This is a genomic window from Brevibacterium sp. CFH 10365 (assembly GCF_009299785.1).
GTDB lineage: Bacteria > Actinomycetota > Actinomycetes > Actinomycetales > Brevibacteriaceae > Brevibacterium > Brevibacterium limosum.
The window spans coordinates 454,723-473,181 of record NZ_VIGO01000004.1 but is presented as its reverse complement, the minus strand read 5'-3'; the positions used below and the strand labels follow the sequence as shown (position 1 = coordinate 473,181).

Annotated in this window: 15 protein-coding genes, 1 tRNA gene and 2 pseudogenes; 11 read left to right on the top strand and 7 right to left on the bottom strand. The window is 66.0% G+C overall.

Translation table 11 applies throughout. The annotated features are described in order from the left end of the window. Positions 1 to 132: 132 nt before the first annotated feature. The 3 genes from FHG09_RS10785 to FHG09_RS10775 all read left to right on the top strand — a co-directional run bounded on the left by FHG09_RS10785 (position 133) and on the right by FHG09_RS10775 (position 3,098). A complete protein-coding gene (locus FHG09_RS10785; protein ID WP_152347636.1) occupies positions 133 to 960 on the top strand; it encodes a C40 family peptidase in 828 nt (275 codons plus the stop codon). A 427-nt stretch (positions 961 to 1,387) separates the two neighbouring features. Beyond that, entirely contained in the window at positions 1,388 to 1,888 is a 501-nt protein-coding gene (locus FHG09_RS10780; RefSeq protein WP_152347635.1) for an HNH endonuclease, read from the top strand. Positions 1,889 to 2,033: 145 nt separating this feature from the next. After that, positions 2,034 to 3,098: a universal stress protein gene (locus FHG09_RS10775; RefSeq protein WP_152347634.1), complete on the top strand. Its 1,065-nt coding sequence runs from the start codon at positions 2,034 to 2,036 to the stop codon at positions 3,096 to 3,098. Between the two features lie 95 nt (positions 3,099 to 3,193). Here FHG09_RS10775 and FHG09_RS10770 read toward each other — a convergent pair. After that, positions 3,194 to 3,269, bottom strand: a tRNA-Arg gene (locus tag FHG09_RS10770). Between the two features lie 107 nt (positions 3,270 to 3,376). On the opposite strand from FHG09_RS10770, the gene FHG09_RS10765 reads away from it, so the two are divergent. Both FHG09_RS10765 and FHG09_RS10760 read left to right on the top strand, forming a co-directional pair. After that, positions 3,377 to 8,287 (top strand): DUF4011 domain-containing protein, encoded by a 4,911-nt coding sequence (locus tag FHG09_RS10765; RefSeq protein WP_227492701.1) that lies wholly within the window; start codon positions 3,377 to 3,379, stop codon positions 8,285 to 8,287. After that, positions 8,280 to 8,585, top strand: coding sequence for a hypothetical protein (locus FHG09_RS10760; RefSeq protein ID WP_152347633.1), 306 nt, complete (start codon positions 8,280 to 8,282; stop codon positions 8,583 to 8,585). The genes FHG09_RS10765 and FHG09_RS10760 overlap by 8 nt, the downstream gene beginning before the upstream one ends. Before the next feature lie 150 nt (positions 8,586 to 8,735). Here FHG09_RS10760 and mscL read toward each other — a convergent pair whose 3' ends face one another. Both mscL and FHG09_RS10750 read right to left on the bottom strand, forming a co-directional pair. Further along, a complete protein-coding gene (gene mscL / locus FHG09_RS10755) occupies positions 8,736 to 9,197 on the bottom strand; it encodes a large conductance mechanosensitive channel protein MscL (RefSeq protein ID WP_152347632.1) in 462 nt (153 codons plus the stop codon). A gap of 262 nt (positions 9,198 to 9,459) precedes the next feature. Further along, positions 9,460 to 9,969: an SAF domain-containing protein gene (locus tag FHG09_RS10750; protein ID WP_227492700.1), complete on the bottom strand. Its 510-nt coding sequence runs from the start codon at positions 9,967 to 9,969 to the stop codon at positions 9,460 to 9,462. A gap of 221 nt (positions 9,970 to 10,190) precedes the next feature. Between FHG09_RS10750 and FHG09_RS20380 the strand changes: the two are divergent. Both FHG09_RS20380 and FHG09_RS20270 read left to right on the top strand, forming a co-directional pair. Next, a pseudogene (locus FHG09_RS20380) lies at positions 10,191 to 10,250 on the top strand (hypothetical protein); the annotation flags it as partial. Between the two features lie 38 nt (positions 10,251 to 10,288). Beyond that, a complete protein-coding gene (locus tag FHG09_RS20270; RefSeq protein ID WP_319803258.1) occupies positions 10,289 to 10,441 on the top strand; it encodes a hypothetical protein in 153 nt (50 codons plus the stop codon). A 14-nt stretch (positions 10,442 to 10,455) separates the two neighbouring features. Here the strand turns inward: FHG09_RS20270 and FHG09_RS20265 are convergent. Further along, a pseudogene (locus FHG09_RS20265) lies at positions 10,456 to 10,596 on the bottom strand (FmdB family zinc ribbon protein); the annotation flags it as partial. 123 nt (positions 10,597 to 10,719) lie between these two features. Further along, a complete protein-coding gene (locus tag FHG09_RS10735) occupies positions 10,720 to 11,478 on the bottom strand; it encodes a 5-formyltetrahydrofolate cyclo-ligase (RefSeq protein WP_227492699.1) in 759 nt (252 codons plus the stop codon). 45 nt (positions 11,479 to 11,523) lie between these two features. Between FHG09_RS10735 and galU the strand changes: the two genes are divergently transcribed. The 3 genes from galU to FHG09_RS10720 all read left to right on the top strand — a co-directional run bounded on the left by galU (position 11,524) and on the right by FHG09_RS10720 (position 15,407). Beyond that, complete coding sequence (galU, locus tag FHG09_RS10730; RefSeq protein WP_152347629.1) at positions 11,524 to 12,426, top strand: UTP--glucose-1-phosphate uridylyltransferase GalU; 903 nt, start codon at positions 11,524 to 11,526, stop codon at positions 12,424 to 12,426. A gap of 65 nt (positions 12,427 to 12,491) precedes the next feature. Then, positions 12,492 to 13,085: a GNAT family N-acetyltransferase gene (locus tag FHG09_RS10725; protein ID WP_152347628.1), complete on the top strand. Its 594-nt coding sequence runs from the start codon at positions 12,492 to 12,494 to the stop codon at positions 13,083 to 13,085. 129 nt (positions 13,086 to 13,214) lie between these two features. Next, a complete protein-coding gene (locus FHG09_RS10720; RefSeq protein ID WP_152347627.1) occupies positions 13,215 to 15,407 on the top strand; it encodes a hypothetical protein in 2,193 nt (730 codons plus the stop codon). A 115-nt stretch (positions 15,408 to 15,522) separates the two neighbouring features. Here FHG09_RS10720 and FHG09_RS10715 read toward each other — a convergent pair whose 3' ends face one another. Together FHG09_RS10715 and FHG09_RS10710 are read right to left on the bottom strand one after the other, a co-directional pair. Next, positions 15,523 to 16,032, bottom strand: a complete 510-nt coding sequence (locus FHG09_RS10715; RefSeq protein ID WP_152347626.1) for a putative immunity protein — start codon at positions 16,030 to 16,032, stop codon at positions 15,523 to 15,525. Between the two features lie 73 nt (positions 16,033 to 16,105). Beyond that, the gene (locus tag FHG09_RS10710; protein ID WP_227492698.1) at positions 16,106 to 16,903 is read right to left on the bottom strand and encodes an IclR family transcriptional regulator C-terminal domain-containing protein; all 798 of its coding nucleotides are present in this window, start codon (positions 16,901 to 16,903) and stop codon (positions 16,106 to 16,108) included. A gap of 156 nt (positions 16,904 to 17,059) precedes the next feature. Here FHG09_RS10710 and shiA point away from each other — a divergent pair, with 156 nt between their 5' ends. Continuing rightward, positions 17,060 to 18,424: a shikimate transporter gene (gene shiA, locus FHG09_RS10705; protein ID WP_152347624.1), complete on the top strand. Its 1,365-nt coding sequence runs from the start codon at positions 17,060 to 17,062 to the stop codon at positions 18,422 to 18,424. Positions 18,425 to 18,459: the final 35 nt, after the last annotated feature.

The following is an 18,459-nucleotide window of genomic DNA, read 5'->3' as shown; positions in this document are numbered from 1 at the left end:
TGGTTACAGTTATTGAGGTCGTTCACGCAATGACGACTTCACAACGAGATCCGAGCGCCACGCTCGCTGTGAGATACCAAGGACCGATAGTGGCGGTTGGCCCGGAAAGCCAATAGGGACGAGAGGGAAAACGTGGCAACTAAGCAGCATGGCCGCCGCGCCGCAGATGCCAAGGTCAAGACTCCATTGACCGAGCTCACTGAACTTCTGAACGCCAACTCAGGCGTCTTCGGCCGTCGTGCAGCAGTTGTCGCTGCCAGCGGTGGTCTGCTGACCGCCGCAGTGATGCCGGCCGCCGGCCAGGGTGCCGACGACCAGAGCAAGGTCTCAGCAGAAGCCGAGACCACCCAGAAGGTTGACTTCGAGAACCAGACCGTCACCATCGGTGACGACTCGAACAGCAAGAAGGAAGAAAAGGGCGACAAGAAGTCCGATTCCTTCGGTGTCGAGAGCAAGGCCATCACCGCCGAGGCTGCTCCGAAGCCCGAGCCGAAGCCTGAGCCTTCCGAAACCTCCACCCCGGCCTCCACCGGATCCGATGACACCGCCAACAGCGGCTCATCCGACTCGGGCAAGAGCGATTCCGAAGATTCCGGCTCCGACGCCGGATCCATCGACGGCTCCAAGGCCGAGCAGGTTCTGGCCTGGGCGGCCAAGGGCGTCGGAACCCCCTACGTCATGGGCGGAACCAGCCAGAGCGGCTGGGACTGCTCCGGCTACACCTCGTGGGTCTACAGCCACGTCGGCGTGAACCTGCCCCGCACCTCCGGTGCGCAGAAGGGCGCAGGCCAGGTCGTCTCGCAGTCCGAAGCCAAGCCTGGTGACCTCGTCTGGCATCCCGGCCATGTCGGCATCTACGCCGGTGGCGGACAGATGTACGATGCCGGTTCGCCGAGCTCGGGAACTTCGAAGCGCAGCTACAGCTGGATGGGCAACGTCACCTTCATCCGCGTGCTCTGATCTTCACCGAAAAGCTCCCCGCACGACTCGACGGTCCTCGAGTCGTCCGGGGAGCTTTTGTCTGCCCGGAAGCATCGGCGTGCTTCCCATGCGCCCGCGTGCATATACCTGATTCGGTGAACGGAAGCCGAAGTTTCCGTGGCGCGAGCCGTATGAATTGGGTCACGGGCGCGCGCGGCGTTACTCTGGAGAGGATTGAGTTCCATGAACGGTGGGTGCCGGACGGTGCCGACCGCTGATTCGAAGGAAAGCAGATGGGGCATAGTCGAATAATTCGAATAGCCGCTCCAGTCTCTGGCGCGGAGTACATATCTGTCTCCGTGCCCTCTTTTCCAGGCGTCGTGCCCATGAGCACGGCGCCTTTTGTGTTCCCTGGGGCCGGGGCAGCCGGTTTCGGCCCAGAAGAGAAGAAGATGAGGGGCGAGATATGAAGACTCTCGTGCTGAACGCCGGTTACGAACCGCTGTCGATCGTTCCGTTCACACGCGCCGTGGTGCTCGTGCTGACCGGGAAGGCGACAGTGCTGGCCGCAGAGGACATTCCGGTGAGATCCGAGCACATGAGTCTCGATCAGCCCTCCGTCATCCTGCTCACCCGCTATGTGCGCCCCCCGAGCAACCGTCGCGTCTCGCTCTCCCGCCGCGGAGTCCTCCGCCGTGACGGCCACCGGTGCGCCTACTGCTCCAAGCCGGCGTACACCGTCGACCATGTCGTCCCACGTTCCCGCGGGGGAGCGAACACATGGGAGAACCTCGTCGCCTGCTGCCGCGAATGCAACAACCGCAAAGGCAACCGCACCCTCGGCGAGATCGGATGGAAGCTCAGCTCCCTCCCCCAGGAGCCCCGCCTGGGGCAGCTGTGGATGCGCGGGATCGACAAACCCGTCGAGAAGTGGCGGCCTTTCCTCGAATACTCCAGCGCCGCCTGAAAACGCGGCATCGTCCCAGATAAGGGACGGTGTTGTCCAAATGCTGGTGCAATTCGGATAACGATGTGACATAGGTGAAGTTCTCATCGTCAATGTGATTTAGGGTGGACGAAACAGAAGTTCGCTTCGACCCAAGGAGCTTGCGATGAGTGAGCAGGATCGCCCCCAGAACGCCGACCCGGCCCCGGCCGGTGAGCCCGAGGCCGTCATCGTCGGAATCGACGGTTCGCCGCCGAGCCGCAACGCCCTGGCCTGGGCGATCCAAGAAGCGCGTTCCCTGGACCGTCCGATCCGCCTCGTCGGTGCCTACACGATCCCGAGCGTGGCCGCGGCCGCAATCGACGTGTCCTATGTGCCCATCGACGACAGTTCGATCCGTGCGGCCGTGACGAACACTCTTAAGGAGGCAGCCGCCGAGGTCAAGGCCGCCGGCGTTCCCGTCGAGGCCGTCATCGAGATCGGTGACGCCGCCGGTGTGCTCATCGACGAATCGAAATCTGGCTGCCTCACCGTCGTCGGCTCCCGTGGCCGCGGCGGGTTCGCCGGTCGTCTCCTCGGCACGGTCTCGAGCGCCCTGCCGGCGCACTCGGCCTGTCCGACGGTCGTCGTCCCCGCATGCTGGGAAAACCAGGCCGAACGCCCCGCGCACCCGACCTCGTCGCGACCGATCCGGCAGGACGGCATCGAGGTCGAAACCCATGATCCCAATGCCGAGGCGATCGAAGGCCTGCGCTTCGACAGGAAGGTCGTCGTCGGCGTCGACTCCCTCGGCGCCGAGTCTCCGGCACTGTGGAAGGCCGCCCGACTGGCCGTGCGTCGAGGCTCACCGTTGCACATCGTCGCCGTGATCACCACGACGGTCATCGGACCCGAATGGCTGCCGAGCACCGCCGATCTCGAGCGGCTCGTCAATGAGGGAGCGGACAAACTCGTCGTCGCCAAACAGCGTCTGGCCGAGGAATTCCCGGATCTCGACGTCACGTGGACACTCTTCGACGGTCAGCCCGCTGAGGTGCTCGTCCGAGCTTCTGACACAGCCGAGGTGCTCGTCATCGGATCGCGCGGACGCGGCGGGTTCGCTGGCCTTCTGCTCGGTTCGACGTCGCAGTCGGTGCTGCCGTACTCGCAGTGCCCGACGATGGTCGTGCGCGTCACCCGCGATCACGGTCGCCGCAGACAGCACGAGACCCCGGCCGAGCCGGGGCTCTAGAGACCATAGGCTCAGCACGAACCGACCGAGGCGGCCGATCAATTCGATCGGCCGCCTCGGTGATGGTGGCTCATGACGAAACCAGCAAGTGATTCTGGCGCCCCCGGGCAGATTCGAACTGCCGACACCCGCTTTAGGAGAGCGGTGCTCTATCCCCTGAGCTACGGGGGCCAGGTGGTCGTCCCCAACCACGATCACCCAGTGTAGCGTAGAAGAAACCTCACTGTTCCACGGTGTGCCAGCACCTATTACGGACAGTTTCTCGTTAGGGTCGAATTGTGTCGGATTCCGTTAGAGACGAACAGTTCAAAGAACTCGGAGATGTCTTCGCCGAGTGGAAGAAGCAGGCCGCCCATCTGGGCGGTCGCGACACCATGCTTCATTTCCGGGACTCCCGTGACGGCAGCATCGACCTCTCCGGCGCTCATCCCTCCGGCCTGGCACAGCTGCTGGCCGGTCGCGCCACCCGACTCTCCAGCCTCATCCGCGACCACGACATCCTCGCCGATGCGCGCCGACGTGCGAAATCCATCCGGTCGAAGGCCGAACAGCTCGACAACGAACGCGGCATCCGCACCGCTCACCTGGCGATCGGATTCGCGTCGTGGACGGAGAAGGACGCAAAGTTCAAGTTCAACGCGCCCGTCGTCATGCGCCACATCGCGCTGGTGCCCCGCGGTTCCCGCGTCGAAGACTACGAGATCGTGCTCGACAACGAGATCACGATCAACCCGGCACTCGTCCAACACCTGCGTGAGGAATACGACCTCGAGGTGCCCGTCGACGAATGGGTCGACGCGACCGGGGGACCGCACGGCTTCGACCCGGGTCCGGCCCTCGACCGACTGCGTGATCTGGGCCAGAGCGTGCCCGGTCTGCGGATCAACCACCGCCTGATCATCTCGACGTTCGCGAACATCGCGAACCCGTTCTCCACCGACTACCTGCCCACCCAGCACCCCGTTCTGCGCGCGCTGGCCGGCGACGAAGATGTCCGCGCTCAACTCGGCGGGCCCTCCTATGTGCCGCAGCCGGGCGTCCTCCCCGACGAGAAGGTCGCCGCGGCCGAGAAGGCCGAAGCCGAGCAGAACCGTGCCGAAGCCAAGAGAGTCGCCGGCGCCGGCGCTGGGACGGATGCCGACGGCGCATCGACGTCGGCTGAGTCCGACGGAGATGCACCTGAAGCCGAGACCGGTACCGAGGCCGCGGCCGATGACAAGGGCGCGACGACTGTGGGCGAGGCGAAGTCAGCCGACACGAAGGCCGCGGACGATCCCGAAGCCGGTGCCGATACCGTTTCCGCGGAAGCGAACGCCGATGCGGATGACGACGAGGACTTCGGTCAGCCGACCGTGCCGATCACCGAGGAACCACTCGATCCGGCGAAGCCGATCGCCGGTGGCGAATCGGCGGGCGACAACACGGCTGAAGGCAAGACGAGTGCGCCGGCGGTTGACGCCGCCGCGGCGGACAAGAGCGAACCCACCACCGAGCCCGACACAGACTCTGACGCGCACGCCGATGCCGCACCCGCTGCCCAGGCTGACGGCGACGATGTCGTCCCCGCCGCGCTCCAGGAACCGATCACCCCGCTTCCGGACCGGAAGCCGCAGGAAGAGTTCCTCGTCATCGACGTCGACGGTGACCAGCAGGCAGTTGTCGACGCGGCCGTCTCCGGCCACTCCGTCGTCGTCGACACCCCACCCGGAACCGGCGCGACCCAGGTCGCCGTCGCCGTGGCCACCACTCTGGCCCACACCGGCAAGAGCGTGCTCTTCCTCGCACAGACCTCCGATGCGCTCGACGATTTCTCCACCCGCCTCGGCGAGGTCGGTCTCTCCGATTTCGCCGTCGACACCCGTGCGGGGTCGGAAGACATCCGCAAGCAGCTCGTCGGTCTCATCGCCTCGGCAGAGAAGTCCGAACGCCCGGACCTCTCCCACCTGCTGTCCGAGCTCAACGAGCAGCGTGCGACCCTGGCCGACCATGTCTCCTCCCTGCACCGCAGGCGCGAGCCGTGGGACGTCTCCGTCTACGAGACCATGCAGCACCTCGCCGAGCTGACCTCCGGTGACAACTCCCCGCAGACACCGGTGCGCTTCGACGACGACATCCTCGGCGCCAGCGAAGACCGCCGGAGTGTGCTGCGCGGCAAGCTCGGCGAACTCGCGTCACTCGGCGCCTTCACCCTCGACGTCGAAGACACCGTCTGGTTCGGTGCCGACCTCAAATCCGTCGAAGAGGCCGAAGCCGCACGCACGGTGGCCGAACGCATCGGTCGGATGATCCCCGACCTCATCGCCGCGACCGAACCGGTCCTGCAGAAGGCGAAGCTCAACCCGCGTCGCAATGTCGATGACTGGGCCCGTGCCATCCGCGTGCTTCTGCGTGTGCGCAAGACGCTGGACAGCTTCGCTCCCGATATCTACGACCATCGCCTCGACGACCTCATCGCCGCCACCGGCACACCCGAATACCGGGCCGAGGTCGGTGTCGAGATGGGCATGATGCAGCGTCGTCGACTGAAGAAGTCGGCCGCTGAGTTCCTCCGGCCCGGCGCCGAGGTGGCTGACCTCCACGACGCCCTCATCGACGTCCGCGCGCAGCGAGTCATCCTCTCCGACCTCGCCGGACACGACGGCCGCCCGCAGATTCCGCGCGGCGTCCTCGAAGCCGACGAGATCCTCCAGAGCGTCGAAGCCGATATGGCCAAGCTCTCCCCGATCCTCGAGACCACTCCCGACGGCGGGGACCTCGGATCGATGCTCATCGAGGAACTCCAGGCGCGGGCCGAAGCGATGGGCAGCGACTCGGAGAACCTCGCCGAACTGCCCGAACGCTCCCGCCTGCAGCGGGAACTCGACGGCGAAGGCCTCGGCGACCTCATGGCCGATCTGCGCCGTCGCAAGGTCGACGAATCACTCGTCGGCCCCGAGTTCGACCTCGCCTATTGGGCCTCCGTGCTGCAGACCATGGCCGGTGAAGACCCCGCGATCGGCCGCCACGACGGTGCCGCTCTCCACCAGGTCGCCGAAGGCTTCCGCGAGAACGACCGCGCCTTCGTCGCCGCCGGTGCCTCCCGCCTGCGCTATAACCATGCGCAGGCATGGAAGCGCGGAATCGACTCCGACCCCATCGCCGCCGGAGTCATCAAACAGGAGCTGCTGTCGAAGCACACCTCGACCAAGCGGATCTCCACCCAGGCACCGGACCTGCTCACGACTCTGGCCCCGGTGTGGATGGGCAGCCCGTACACGGTGCCCGAACTCTTCTCCGCACTGCCGCTGTTCGACGCGGTCGTCATCGCCGATGCCGGCCGCCTCTCGGTCGCCGACGTCGTCCCCGGGATCACCCGCGCCCGCCAGGTCATCTCCCTCGGCGACTCCCGGCTGCTCGGGCCGCGCCCGTTCTCGATCGCAGTCGATCGCTTCGGCATGGACGACGGGAATCATCCGCGGTCGGTGCAGGACCGCCTCGGCGAGTTCCTGCCGCGGATGCGGCTGTCGAATTCCTACCGGCTGTCCCCGGTCGGGCTCATCGACCTGGCCAATCGGCACTTCTACGATTCGACGATCTCGACGCTGCCGACCGCGCACACGGGTGAGGGCAGCGGCCTCGAATTCTCCTATGTCGCCGACGGCCGGGGGCCCACGGACATCGGCACGGGCCGGGTCGAGAGCCCCGACGCCGAGGTCAAACGGGTCGTCGATCTCGTGCTCAAACACGCGCGGAACCGATCGCGGGAATCTCTGGCCGTCGTCGCGCTCACCCCGCATCACGCACAGCGGGTGGCCACCGCCATCTCGCGGGCGATGAAGGATCTGCCCTATGTGGCGGCGTTCTTCAACGATTCGACGAAGGAGCCCTTCGTCGTCACCGACGCCGAACGCGTCCAGGGCATGTCGCGCGACGCCGTGATCTTCACTCTCGGCTACGGCCGGACCGTCCACGGCCGCGTCATCCACGACTTCGGCCCGCTGTCCGGAGCCGACGGTCGACGCATCCTCGCGGCCACGATGACGCGGGCCCGGAAGCGGCTGACCCTGGTCTCGAGCATCGAGGCCGAGGACTTCGACCGCAGCAAGCTCAACGGGGGAGCGGTCATGCTGCCGCGCCTGCTCGAGGAGATCGCGACCGGCGGCGTCCATCAGCCCGGACCGCACGGCGAGATCTACGATCCGCTGTTCAACGACATCGCCGACCGGCTGCTGCAGCTCGGCGTCGTCGCTCACGAGCATTACAACGGCATCGACCTGGCCGTGGCGAACTCGACCGAGGACGAGCACGGAATGATCATCGCCATTGCCGGTGACGGTCCCGAGTACGCCTCGATGCGCAGCCTGCGCCAACGCGACCGGGTGCTTCCCGAGCAGTTGAACCGCCGTGGGTGGAAGTTCATGCGCGTGTGGTCGACCGATGCGTTCGTCGACCCGCAGACCGAGACCGAGAAGATCTTCGAAGCCTGGCGTTCCACCGTGGAGACGATGAGCCCGCAGGCCGTGCTCAATGCGGCGCGTGCCGCCTCGGTGGTCGTCGGCCGCACCGGCAGCCGACCGAAGCTCGTGCCCGGTCTGCCGATGCACAAGTACTCCGCCGAGGGCCTCGACGAGATGATCGACTGGATCCAGTCGGATGCGGTCGTGCGCGGTGACGGTGAGATCAAGGATCTGCTGCGCACCGCGCTGGCGCAGAAGGGCAGCTCGACCCGGGGCGATTCCCAGCTGCAGGCCGCGGTCGACCGCTACCGTGAACGCCACGCACAGGCGAAGAAGGTCACCGGCTCCGAGGTGTTCATCCCACGCTCGAACTCGACCGGGCCCGTCGAAGACGACATCCTGCCGACCTTCGACACCGGTAAGATCCGTGCCGATGAGCTCCGGTCCGCCGGACTCGTCCAGACCGCCAGCAATGACCAGGTCCCCGAGGCGGCCGACGCCTCCGCCGACACCGTTTCGGTCGGTGCGAAGTCCGGTCCCGCCCGTGACGCCGGCGCTGGTGATGGTTCGGCTGCCGGTGCAGCGGGCTCGGACGACGTCGAAGCCGCCGGAGCAGCTGGGGCGGAGTCCGAGGACTCGGGTTCGGCCGACGCAGACTCGGCTGGAACGGAGTCAGCCGAGACGAACTCGGCCGGGACAGAGTCAGATCGGACCGCCTCGGCGAAGTCGGGGTCGAAGAACGACGATGCCTGATCGGCCCGCCGGCGCCGAGGATGCTGATCGCGACCGCGAACGAGTCGATCCCAGCGAGGGCGAGGTCGGCAGGGATCCTGAGGGTGCGGCACACACCGGCGATGGTGCCGAGGCCAGCACTGATCCTGAGGGTGCAGGACACATCGAGAACGATGCTGAGTCCGATGAGTCACGGAAGGCCCGGATCGAAGCGGCGAAGCGCCGATACCGCGCCACTCTGCGCAACGAAGCCGACACCGGTGGCGGCGGCTTCAGCGAGGACTACTACCGTTCGCAGAAGCCTCCGCACTGGTCATAGCCACGGAACTGGACAGAGCCTTCGAACTGGTCAGAACCGGCGAACTGGTCTGGGTCGCCGCCCGACCGGGCCCTAGCGCCCGACAGGTTTCAGACATGAAGAAGGCCCGACCTCCGGAGAGAGCGGGCCTTCTTCACAGTCGGCTGGTGATCAGTGCCGCGGAGGCTGGTTCGGATCGACCGGCCCGTCGGTAGCAGGACCCTCGGCGGGACCAGCAGGCGAGGCGACCTGGTTGCGCAGGATCTCGCGGATATCGCCGAGCAGATCCTCGGTGGTCGGAGGAACTTCTTCCTCGGGAGCTCCGCGCTTGCGCAGCTCGTTGAGCTTGTTCATCGGGACGATGATGATGAAGTAGACGATGGCGGCCACGATGAGGAAGTTGATGGCCGCGGTGATGACCGCACCGATATCAAGGGTGGCCTCCGGCACGCCTTCCTTGAGCGGAATGGAAAGAGCCGGGCCCTCAGCGCCGCCAACAGCGGCGATGAGCGGATTGATGATCTTGTCAGAGAATGCGGTGACGATGGCGGTGAATGCGCCGCCGATGATGACCGCAGTTGCGAGTTCGACGACATTCCCCTGGAGAATGAAGTCTCTGAATCCCTTCAGCATTAGAGAAACCCTTTCGGTGTGTGTTCACTGAAATGCGGTTGATGAATAGCTCAATTACGTTCCAATAGTACACATGGATAACACATTGTCAGCAGGATTGTTCTGCGAGTCTGATCATGGCATTGAAGATCCGGAGCGCCGGAATGCATCGGTGAAAGCCGGCTCGGAGGGTGCACAAGCGTCCGGACACAACGGCTCAGCAGGGATGATGGTCCGCCGATGGCAGGGAGCGACGGGGCTGATAGCCAGCCGAGCATGCGGATCAGCGAGGAAGAATGGCAAAGCTGATCGGAAGCCCGGCGAACTCGGCGACGCGCCCGGCATCCTCGACGGAGAGGATCACGGATACAAGTTGGCCTGACTCTGCGGCAATTCCTTCGGGTTTGTCGACAAGGCGGGCGATCGTCACCTTTTCGACGACGACTTCCGATCCGCCGTCGGGAAGTGACGAGAAGAGACGGATCTTCTGCCCCGGTTGGAGCAACGCCGCCGAGGCGTCATCGGCCAGACGGATCGGCATGAGCAGGGCACGGCTGCCCTTCGGCAGAGCCTGCTGATCGAGCACGACCGACGAGGTCAGCGGTGATCCCTTCGACAACCCCGCCGAGGTGGCCCGACCCTTCACCTCTTCAACGGAGGTGAATGCCTTGTCGGGGACCAAGTCGGTAGGAAACTGAGTGAGGGCGAGGTGCTGAGCTCGGAGTTCTGTTCCAGGAGCCAGGTCCGATTTCGCGACGACGATCGCCGTACCCGTGCTGGTCGGGGTGAGCATCCAAACGGCCAGAGCACAGGCACATGCAAGGCAGACGGCGGCGAGAAGGCGCTGAGGTCGGATGCGAGACGGCCGTGCCCAGCCCGAAGACGAGGTGCGGATGCGGTGGAAGATGCCCATGCACCGAGCCTGCGACGGCATTTGGTGAGCGGCAAGGACGCGGAAGTCACCTGTGGACAGTTCGTGCCGTCCACAGACGATCGGCGTTTGAGTGATGCGGAGGTCAGCTTGTGGCTGGAGCCGGTCGGATGGCTGCCGGGGCGGGTCAGCTTGCGGCCTGAGTCGGCCAGCTCGGTGCTGGGGTCAGCTCGCGGCTGGGGTGCTCGCTGCCGAGGAGCTGTTCGATGAAGAGGTCGACGAGGAGGAGCCGGAGGACTCCGTCGACGACGAGCTCGAGGACTCCTTCGACGAGGAGTCGGAACTCGACGAGCTGACGGTGCTCGAATTGGCCGAGCGGGAGTCGGTGGCGTAGAAGCCGGATCCCTTGAAGCTGATGCCCACAGCGCCGAAGACCTTCTTCAGGCGGCCCTGGCATTCCGGGCAGACGGTGAGCGAGTCATCGCTGAAGTCCTGATGAATATCAAAGGCGTGACCACAGCTCTTGCAGGCGTAGGAGTAGACGGGCATTCGAGACCTTTCTTCGACGACAAGATTATAGTGCACGTCGGAACCTCCCTGGAGCACCGGTCCGGGATATGCACAAGGTTATCCACATATCAACACGCGCGAGTGGGTGCTGATTCCCGACGATCAGGCAGTGAAGATGTGAGTTCCGTCTTCGGTGACGGCCGCTGGAATGCGCAGGTCCCAGTCCTCCGCGACGAGGCCCGTCAGATCGAGCTCCTCGGCGAAGCACACTCCGAGGACGCGAGGCCCCGAACCAAGAAGCCCCGAACCAAGAGGCCCCGAACCAAGAGGCCCCGAACCGAGAGACGCCGAATCAAGAGGCGACGCTCCGTGAGGGCCGAAGGTCCTGTCATAGAATCCACCGCCGTTGCCCAACCGGGCGCCATCGGCACCGAAGCCCAGGGCGGGGACGAAGATGAGGTCGAGACCGACCGTGGGGGAGAGCAGCTGCGCGGCGGTGAGCAGCGTGCCATCCCGGGCCGGTTCGCGGATTCCCCATCTGCCCCACGGCTTCAGGCCGGCCATCGGACCGGTGACCTTGCCGAACATCAAGGGCTCGCCGACCTTCGTGACGACCGGCAGATAGACGGTGCCGCCTACTGCGAGAAACCGGTCGAGCGCCGGGTCGAGGTCCGGCTCTCCGGGCAGAGCCGCATAAGCAAGGAGGGAGCGGACCGGCACTTCCCGGATGACATTCCACGCGGCAGCGGCCACGGCGTCCGCAGGTGAGGTTGAAGTCGGGGTCGCGTCGGCCGGGGTGACCTGCGGCGATGTCGTCGCCACGGACGACGATGAGGCGGGAGCCGCCTCGGCGAGGGAGCGGTCGGCGCGAGCGGCGCGGATGCGGGACCTCAGCTGCGCCTTCGAAGTTTCTGGTTCCACGCATTTCAGACTAACCGGGGTCGGCGGATTAGTTAAGATGACTTCATGAGTGATGAAGCGCAGCGCACCGTTCGCAAGGCCGTGATCCCCGTCGCCGGTCTCGGAACTCGGTTCCTCCCCGCCACGAAAGCCACCCCCAAAGAGATGCTGCCCGTCGTCGACAAGCCGGCGATCCAGTACGTCATCGAGGAAGCCGTCGACGCCGGTCTGCAGGACGTTCTCATGATCACCGGCCGGAACAAGCGGCCGCTGGAGGATCACTTCGACCGGGTCGACGGGCTCGAGGCGGCGCTGGCGCAGAAGGGCGACGACAAGAAGCTCGCCGCTGTGCGCCATCCCTCGGAACTCGCTGATATCCACTATGTGCGCCAGGGAGATCCCAAAGGTCTCGGTCACGCCGTGCTCAAGGGGCGCCAGCATGTGGGCAATGAACCGTTCGCGGTGCTTCTCGGCGATGACCTCATCGACGAGCGCAGCCCGATCCTGCCGAAGATGATCGAGGTCGCAGAGAAGACCGGCGGCAGCGTCGTCGCACTCATGGAGGTCCCGCCGGAGGCGATCCACCTCTACGGCTGCGCAGCCGTCGAGACCACCTCCGATGATGAGGTCGTCAAGGTCACCGACCTCGTCGAGAAGCCCGCCACCGAGGATGCTCCCTCGAACCTCGCCATCATCGGCCGCTACGTGCTGGCGCCGGAGATCTTCGACGTCCTCGAGACCACGAAGCCCGGACGCGGCAACGAAATCCAGCTCACCGACGCCCTTCAGGAACTCGCCGGCGACGACGACGGCCACGGCGTCTACGGTGTCGTGTTCAAGGGTGCGCGCTACGACACGGGTGACAAGCTCGACTACCTCAAAGCGGTTGTGCAGATCGCCTGCGACCGTGACGACCTCGGCGACGATCTCAAGGCGTGGCTGCGCGACTTCGTGCCGACGCTGGACTGAGCTGACTTCTCTGGTGCGGCCCGTCTGGGCAGACCGACATCGAACCCGAGAGCGAGGGCAGCCGCGTGTGGCCTGTCATCCTGACTGATCGACAGTCCGATATCGTGCTGCGACCGCTGCGCCGCCGTGACGAAGAGGCCTGGCGAGAAGTCCGTCGATTCAACCGCGACTGGCTGCGTCCGTGGGATGCGACTCTGCCCGCGCCCGGCCAGGAGCTGCCGGGGTTCCGCACGATGGTGCGGATGCAGGATAAGCAGGCCAAGCGGGGACAGACCGTGCCGTTCGCCATCGAAGTCGACGGGAGCTTCCGCGGCCAGATCACCGTGTCGGGACTGAGCTGGGGCTCGATCCTGTCCGGGCAGATCGGGTACTGGATCGACTCGCGCGTAGCCGGGCGCGGAATCACCCCGATCGCCGTGGCCATGGCCGCCGACCACTGTTTCTTCGCCCTCGGTCTCCACCGCATCGAGATCAACATCCGCCCGGAGAACACTGCGAGCCTGCGCGTGGTTGCCAAGCTCGGCCTGCGCGACGAAGGGCTGCGCGAGAAGTACATGCATATCGACGGACAGTGGTGCGACCACCGCTCGTTCGCCCTGCTTTCCGAAGAGGTCCCGCAAGGACTGCTTGCCGCATACCGGCACGGCACCAGCGGGTGATCGGCGTGAACGAGTGCCGCTCGGGAAGGTCCAGCCGCCACCTGGGAATTCGGTGAACTTCGCCCCTGTTTGACCGACACACCTCACGCCTTCACGTCTTCGCAGATGCCCGCAACTTAGGGTGGCATTGTGGACACCAGCATCATCGTCGTCATCGCCATCGTCGTGGTCTTCGCCGTTGCTGTGCCCGCAATGATTCGGAAGTCCGCGACGGATCTCTCGCGCGTCGAAATCGACACGGTTCCGGACAATGCCGCCGTCGTCTCCGCCGAGACCGCGATCCCCGGGCACGACCATTCGGAGCGCATCCAGGTCTTCCACGACAGACCCCGGAAAGTGCCGTCGGTTCCGACGCCGGACATCTCACCCAGAGACGAGGCCCCGAAACTGAGTCTCTCGGCCTCTCTTCCCGAGTTCGCAGTCATCGACGGTCACGCCGAAGCGCATACCGTCACCGAGGCCGCCGAGCACACCCAGCTCAACGTCCTGCCCATCGCGGTCGGTGAAAGCAGCTCCTCCCTATCCAGTGACTATGCGATAGCCGGTCGCGCTGTCGGTGGTTCCAGGGTAGGTGCCGGCACTGACGCAGGATTCGGAGCGGGCACTGGCGCCGACAATGTGCGGATGCTCCACCCCGCGGTCCATGCCGTCTTCAATGGCAGCAGCCGCTCAGCCGGGCACTCGGACAGTCAGGACCGCCCGCCCCAGGCGACTCCACCCCAGGGGAATCCACCTTGGGCGACCGACGCCGGTCGCAATGTGTCGGCGAACCGGACAGGTCCGACCGGTGCCGGTCCTGACCGGCGAGGTGGCGGACCACGCGAGGGGCAGTCCCGGACGGGACGCGGCGACCACCTCGGCGAGAGGGCGACCAGCACGAACGGACACGACCCACAATTTTCCAATCCGACCATCGGAACCGATGAGGAACATGCGATGACTGAGCAAGCCACGACCCTGCGGGAGTCCCTGAAGTCGCTGAACACCATGGTCAGGGGCTTCTCCCTGGTCTTCCTCGCCTCGGTTCTCGGCATTCTCGTGTCGAGTGTGCTCGCGGCCTTCTCGGTCGTGCACATCGCCCTGCCAGGGGTCTTCCTCGGTCTCGCGGTCGTGACTCTGTTCCTCGTGCGCACGCTCAACCTGCGCAAGCGGGAAGCGAAGAAGAAGCTGCGGCGCCTGCAGGAGACCGCGCGGTCACAGTCGGCTGCCAAGCCGGAGAGGGCCACTGAGCCGGAGCGTGCCCCCAGGCCAGAGCGTGCCGCCAGGCCCGAGCGTGCTCTCCAGCCGGAACCGGCAGCGCAGTCGACGGCTGCGGCCCAGCCGACTGCTGCGGCTCGACCGAAGACGAGCGCTCAGCCTGCGACTGAGTCGCGGACAACGGCTCGACCGGGTGCGAAGTCACAGACTGTTCCGGTCAAGGAGCAGCGCCGCACAGCATCTGTATCGACCTCGAGCGGAACCGCTGCCCGGATCGCCGCGGCGGCACAGGGCACGAGCGCGGCGGCGAAGGCCGCGCAGGCACGCGCCGCGATGAACCGCTCCGTTGAGGCGAAGAAGTCCCGCGAAGAGGCCGACACCGGCGAGATCCCACTCGTGCGCATCCGCAAGGAAGCCGCCGAGGGCCACACCACCCGGCAGGTCCTCCTCACCGGACCGATTCCGGTCGTGAAGGAGAACGCCGCCGCTGACAGTGACGCCGCCTCCGCCGAGGCGACCGCCGACTCCGATGGTGCGTCGACTTCGGGCGCTGCTGAGACGCCGGCTTCGAAGCAGCCGGTTGAGAAGACGACGGCGGCGAAGGAATCCCCGGCTGAGCGTGAGAACGACGCTGATGCGACCTCGACACAGTCCGTAGAGAAGACCCCGGCCGAATCCGCGGATGCTCCCGTCTCGCTCGGAGCCGACCTTGCCGGCGAGACCGACACGGTCGCAGGCACAGCCGATCGGGAGGACGCCGATGTGGATGTGCACGCTGCGCTCAACGCGGCAGCACCGAAGGTCGATGACCCGTTCATGCAGCGACTGAAGTCACGTGACGGCTGGTCGCCGACTCCGCTGCCGGTGCCCAGCTACGTCGACGCTCCCGAGGCCGAGCACCCGGTGCCTTCGGCAGCGGCGGCGGACGCCAGCTCGTATGAAACCGAAGCCCGCAGCCGTGAGGACATCGCGGCCCAGTTCGCCGAGGAGCTCGGCTACCGTCCGGAGCTCAGCGACTCAGCCCGCGAGGAGGGGCCGCTCGGCCACGGCCGCAAGGCGATCCGGACGCCGAAGGCCGCCGACCTCGGCGCCGTCAACGACGTCCTCGCCCGGCGACGCGCCTGATGCCCCGAAGCAGCTGAATCGAGGTCCACACCGATCTCTGAACGCAGATGACGAAGCCCCGCACCATCCGTGCGGGGCTTCGTCGTACCACTGTCGTGGACTGGGCTGCCAGCGATCAGGTGCTGAAGACGAACCAGCAGATCGGATCACGCCGAGCCTGATCCTCCAGCACGAGTTCACGGACTTCGGACGGCAGCCTGTCGCGCTGCCGATCGCGTTCGGCACGACCGGCCGCGAGGTCCTTCCCGGATGGTCCACGGGCAGCTTTGATCGCGTAGGCCGCCGCGCCGAGATCGTGCTCGGCGACGTGGCCGACACACGCGGCCTGTCCCGCCGCATACGCGGCGAATCGAGCAGGTCCCCGCAGCGGTCGAGCCGCACCCATGGCGTGACCGCCGAGGGCGCGAGCCTCCATCATCGGCATCTCCCCGGCCGCCCAGGCGCGGGCGGCAGCGATGGCCTCACGAGGGCGTACGTCGTCCGGGAGAGTTTCCTCGAAGACGGGGAGGACGTGGTCGGCACAGTCGGCGGCCCACAGGGCGAGGAGCCGGTGGTGATCATCGGTCAGCGAGCCGCCTCGGCGCAGGGTGATCATCCGCGGATCACGGACTTCGGGAAGGATCACGGGAAGTCTCCGATGGGGCGAGGCAGGGCACGGCCCATGGACATCGATGCACGGTCGATGCGGCCGATACCCGTCATTGCGACCGGCCGCCGAAGTCCTCGGCGATCGACGCGGCGACTGTCTGCAGACGCGGGACGACGTCGTCTTCGATCGAGAGCCCGTGCAGGTGGGAGGTGTGCAGCGAGACGTTGAGTGCGGCCAGAGTGGTGTCCCCGCGGCGGACGGGCACGGCCAGTCCCCGCAGTCCCTCATCGAGCTCCTGGGACACAAGGCACCATCCCTGTTCTCGGATGCGCTCGAGTTCCTTGCCGAGCTGCTCCCGGGAGGACACGGTCCGGTCGGTGAACGTTGAGATCTCCGTGCGGGCGAGGAAAGCCTGCCGATCGGCCGGCGGCAGTTCGGAGACGAGGATCCGGCCCATCGAGGTCGCCCACGCGGGCAGACGGTTGCCGAGGTTGACGGTGACGGTGTGCAGCCTCGGGGCGGTGGCGCGCGCGATGTAGACGATATCGTCCTCGTCGAGGATGCTCAGTGTCGCGGATTCGTCGAGGTCGTTGGCGAGCCGGTTGAGATGCGGCTGCGCGACCTTCGGCAGGTCGAGCCCGGCAAGGAAGCCCGCACCGATGTCGAGGACGCGCGGGGTGAGCGAGAACTGGGCGCCGTCGGTGCTGAGGTACCCGAGATCGACGAGAGTGAGGAGAAACCTGCGGGCTGCGGCCCGCGTCATGTGAGTCGCCTCGGCGACCTGCGTGACCGTCAGGCACGGATTGTCGGCAGTGAACGCCAGCAGCACGGACAGAGTCTTTTCGGCAGACTTCACGTAGTGGTCGCCGGTGGACGGCTGGCCTCCTGAATTCTTCTCTGACTTCACCGTCCCAGGGTATCGGGAAGAGCCGAACCGCTCCTCATTGTGCGCTATGCGTACAACTGTACGTAGAGCGCACGTCATGGTACTGTGATCTGCGACAAGCACGAACACGCCCTCATCGCGGAGGAACCGCGAGGTCATCATTCGAAGGGGAATGCCATGTCAGCAGCGGACAGCACTCACGCGGGAGCCACCGCGGAACTCAAACGGGCCAGGCGGGCCGCGGCGGGCTCGTTCATCGGCGCCGTCGTCGAATGGTACGACTTCCTCCTCTACGGAATCGTCGCCGCCCTGGTCTTCGGGGAGCTCTTCTTCCCCGACTACAGCTCCCATGCCGGAACGCTGGCGGCGTTCGCGACCTTCGGTGTCGGATTCATCTTCCGCCCCCTCGGCGGCATCATCTTCGGCCACTTCGGTGACCGCCTCGGCCGGAAGTCCATGCTCGTGTGGACGATGACGATCATGGGCGTGGCCACCGCCCTCATCGGATTCCTGCCGACCTACCAGTCCGTCGGCTGGCTCGCGCCCGCCCTGCTGGTGCTGCTGCGTTGCATTCAGGGCATCGCCGTCGGCGGCGAGTGGGGCGGTGCCGCCCTCATGGCCGTCGAGAGCGCACCGTCGAAGCTGCGGGCCCTCTTCTCCAGCGGAGTCCAGATCGGCTACTCCTTCGGACTGCTGCTGGCCACGGGTCTTGTGGCTCTGCTCAGCAGCAACTTCTATGCCGAGGCCTTCCTCGCGTGGGGCTGGCGCATCCCATTCTTCTTCAGCGCCGTCCTCGTCCTCGTCGGGCTGTGGATCCGCGCCGGCGTCGAGGAATCCGAAGAGTACGTCGAGCGTGTGAAGAATGCGAAGACCGACAAGACCGCGAAGCTGCCGATCCTCGAAGCCTTCAAGCGCTACCCCGCACAGATCTTCCAGATCGTCGGCCTGCGCTTCATCGAGCTGCTGACCATGTACATCGTCACGACGTTCGCCCTGTCGTACTCGACCGAGCAGCTCGGCCTGGACCGGCAGATCATGCTCAACATCACCCTCATCGTCGGCGGCCTCGGCATCGTCACTATCCCCGCCTTCGCCTATCTCTCCGACCGCTACGGACGACTGCGCGTCTATCTCACCGGCGGCGTCATCGGCCTGGCCAGCGCCGTGCCGTTCTTCCTCTTCCTCGAAGCCGGCAACATCGTCGGCATCGTCATCTTCGCGGTGCTGCTCATCAACATCGCCCACGACGCCGTCGTCAGTGTCCAGCAGCCGCTGTTCGCCGAGATGTTCAGCCCCGAATTCCGCTACAGCGGAGCCGGCGTCGGCTACCAGCTCGCCAGCGCCATCGCCGGCGGCTTCACCCCGTTCATCGCGACGTTCCTCGTCGGACTCGGCAACGGAACCTGGTACCTCGTGGCGGCCTACCTCGGCGGCGGCTGCCTCATCTCGATCTCGATCGCCATGCACCTTGTGCGCAAGTGGCAGATCGGCCGCCGCGCCGAACGCTCCACCGTCGACACCGCACAGGTCGTGTCAGCCTGATGGCTCGCCACTCCTCTTTCGCCACCGCCATGCCG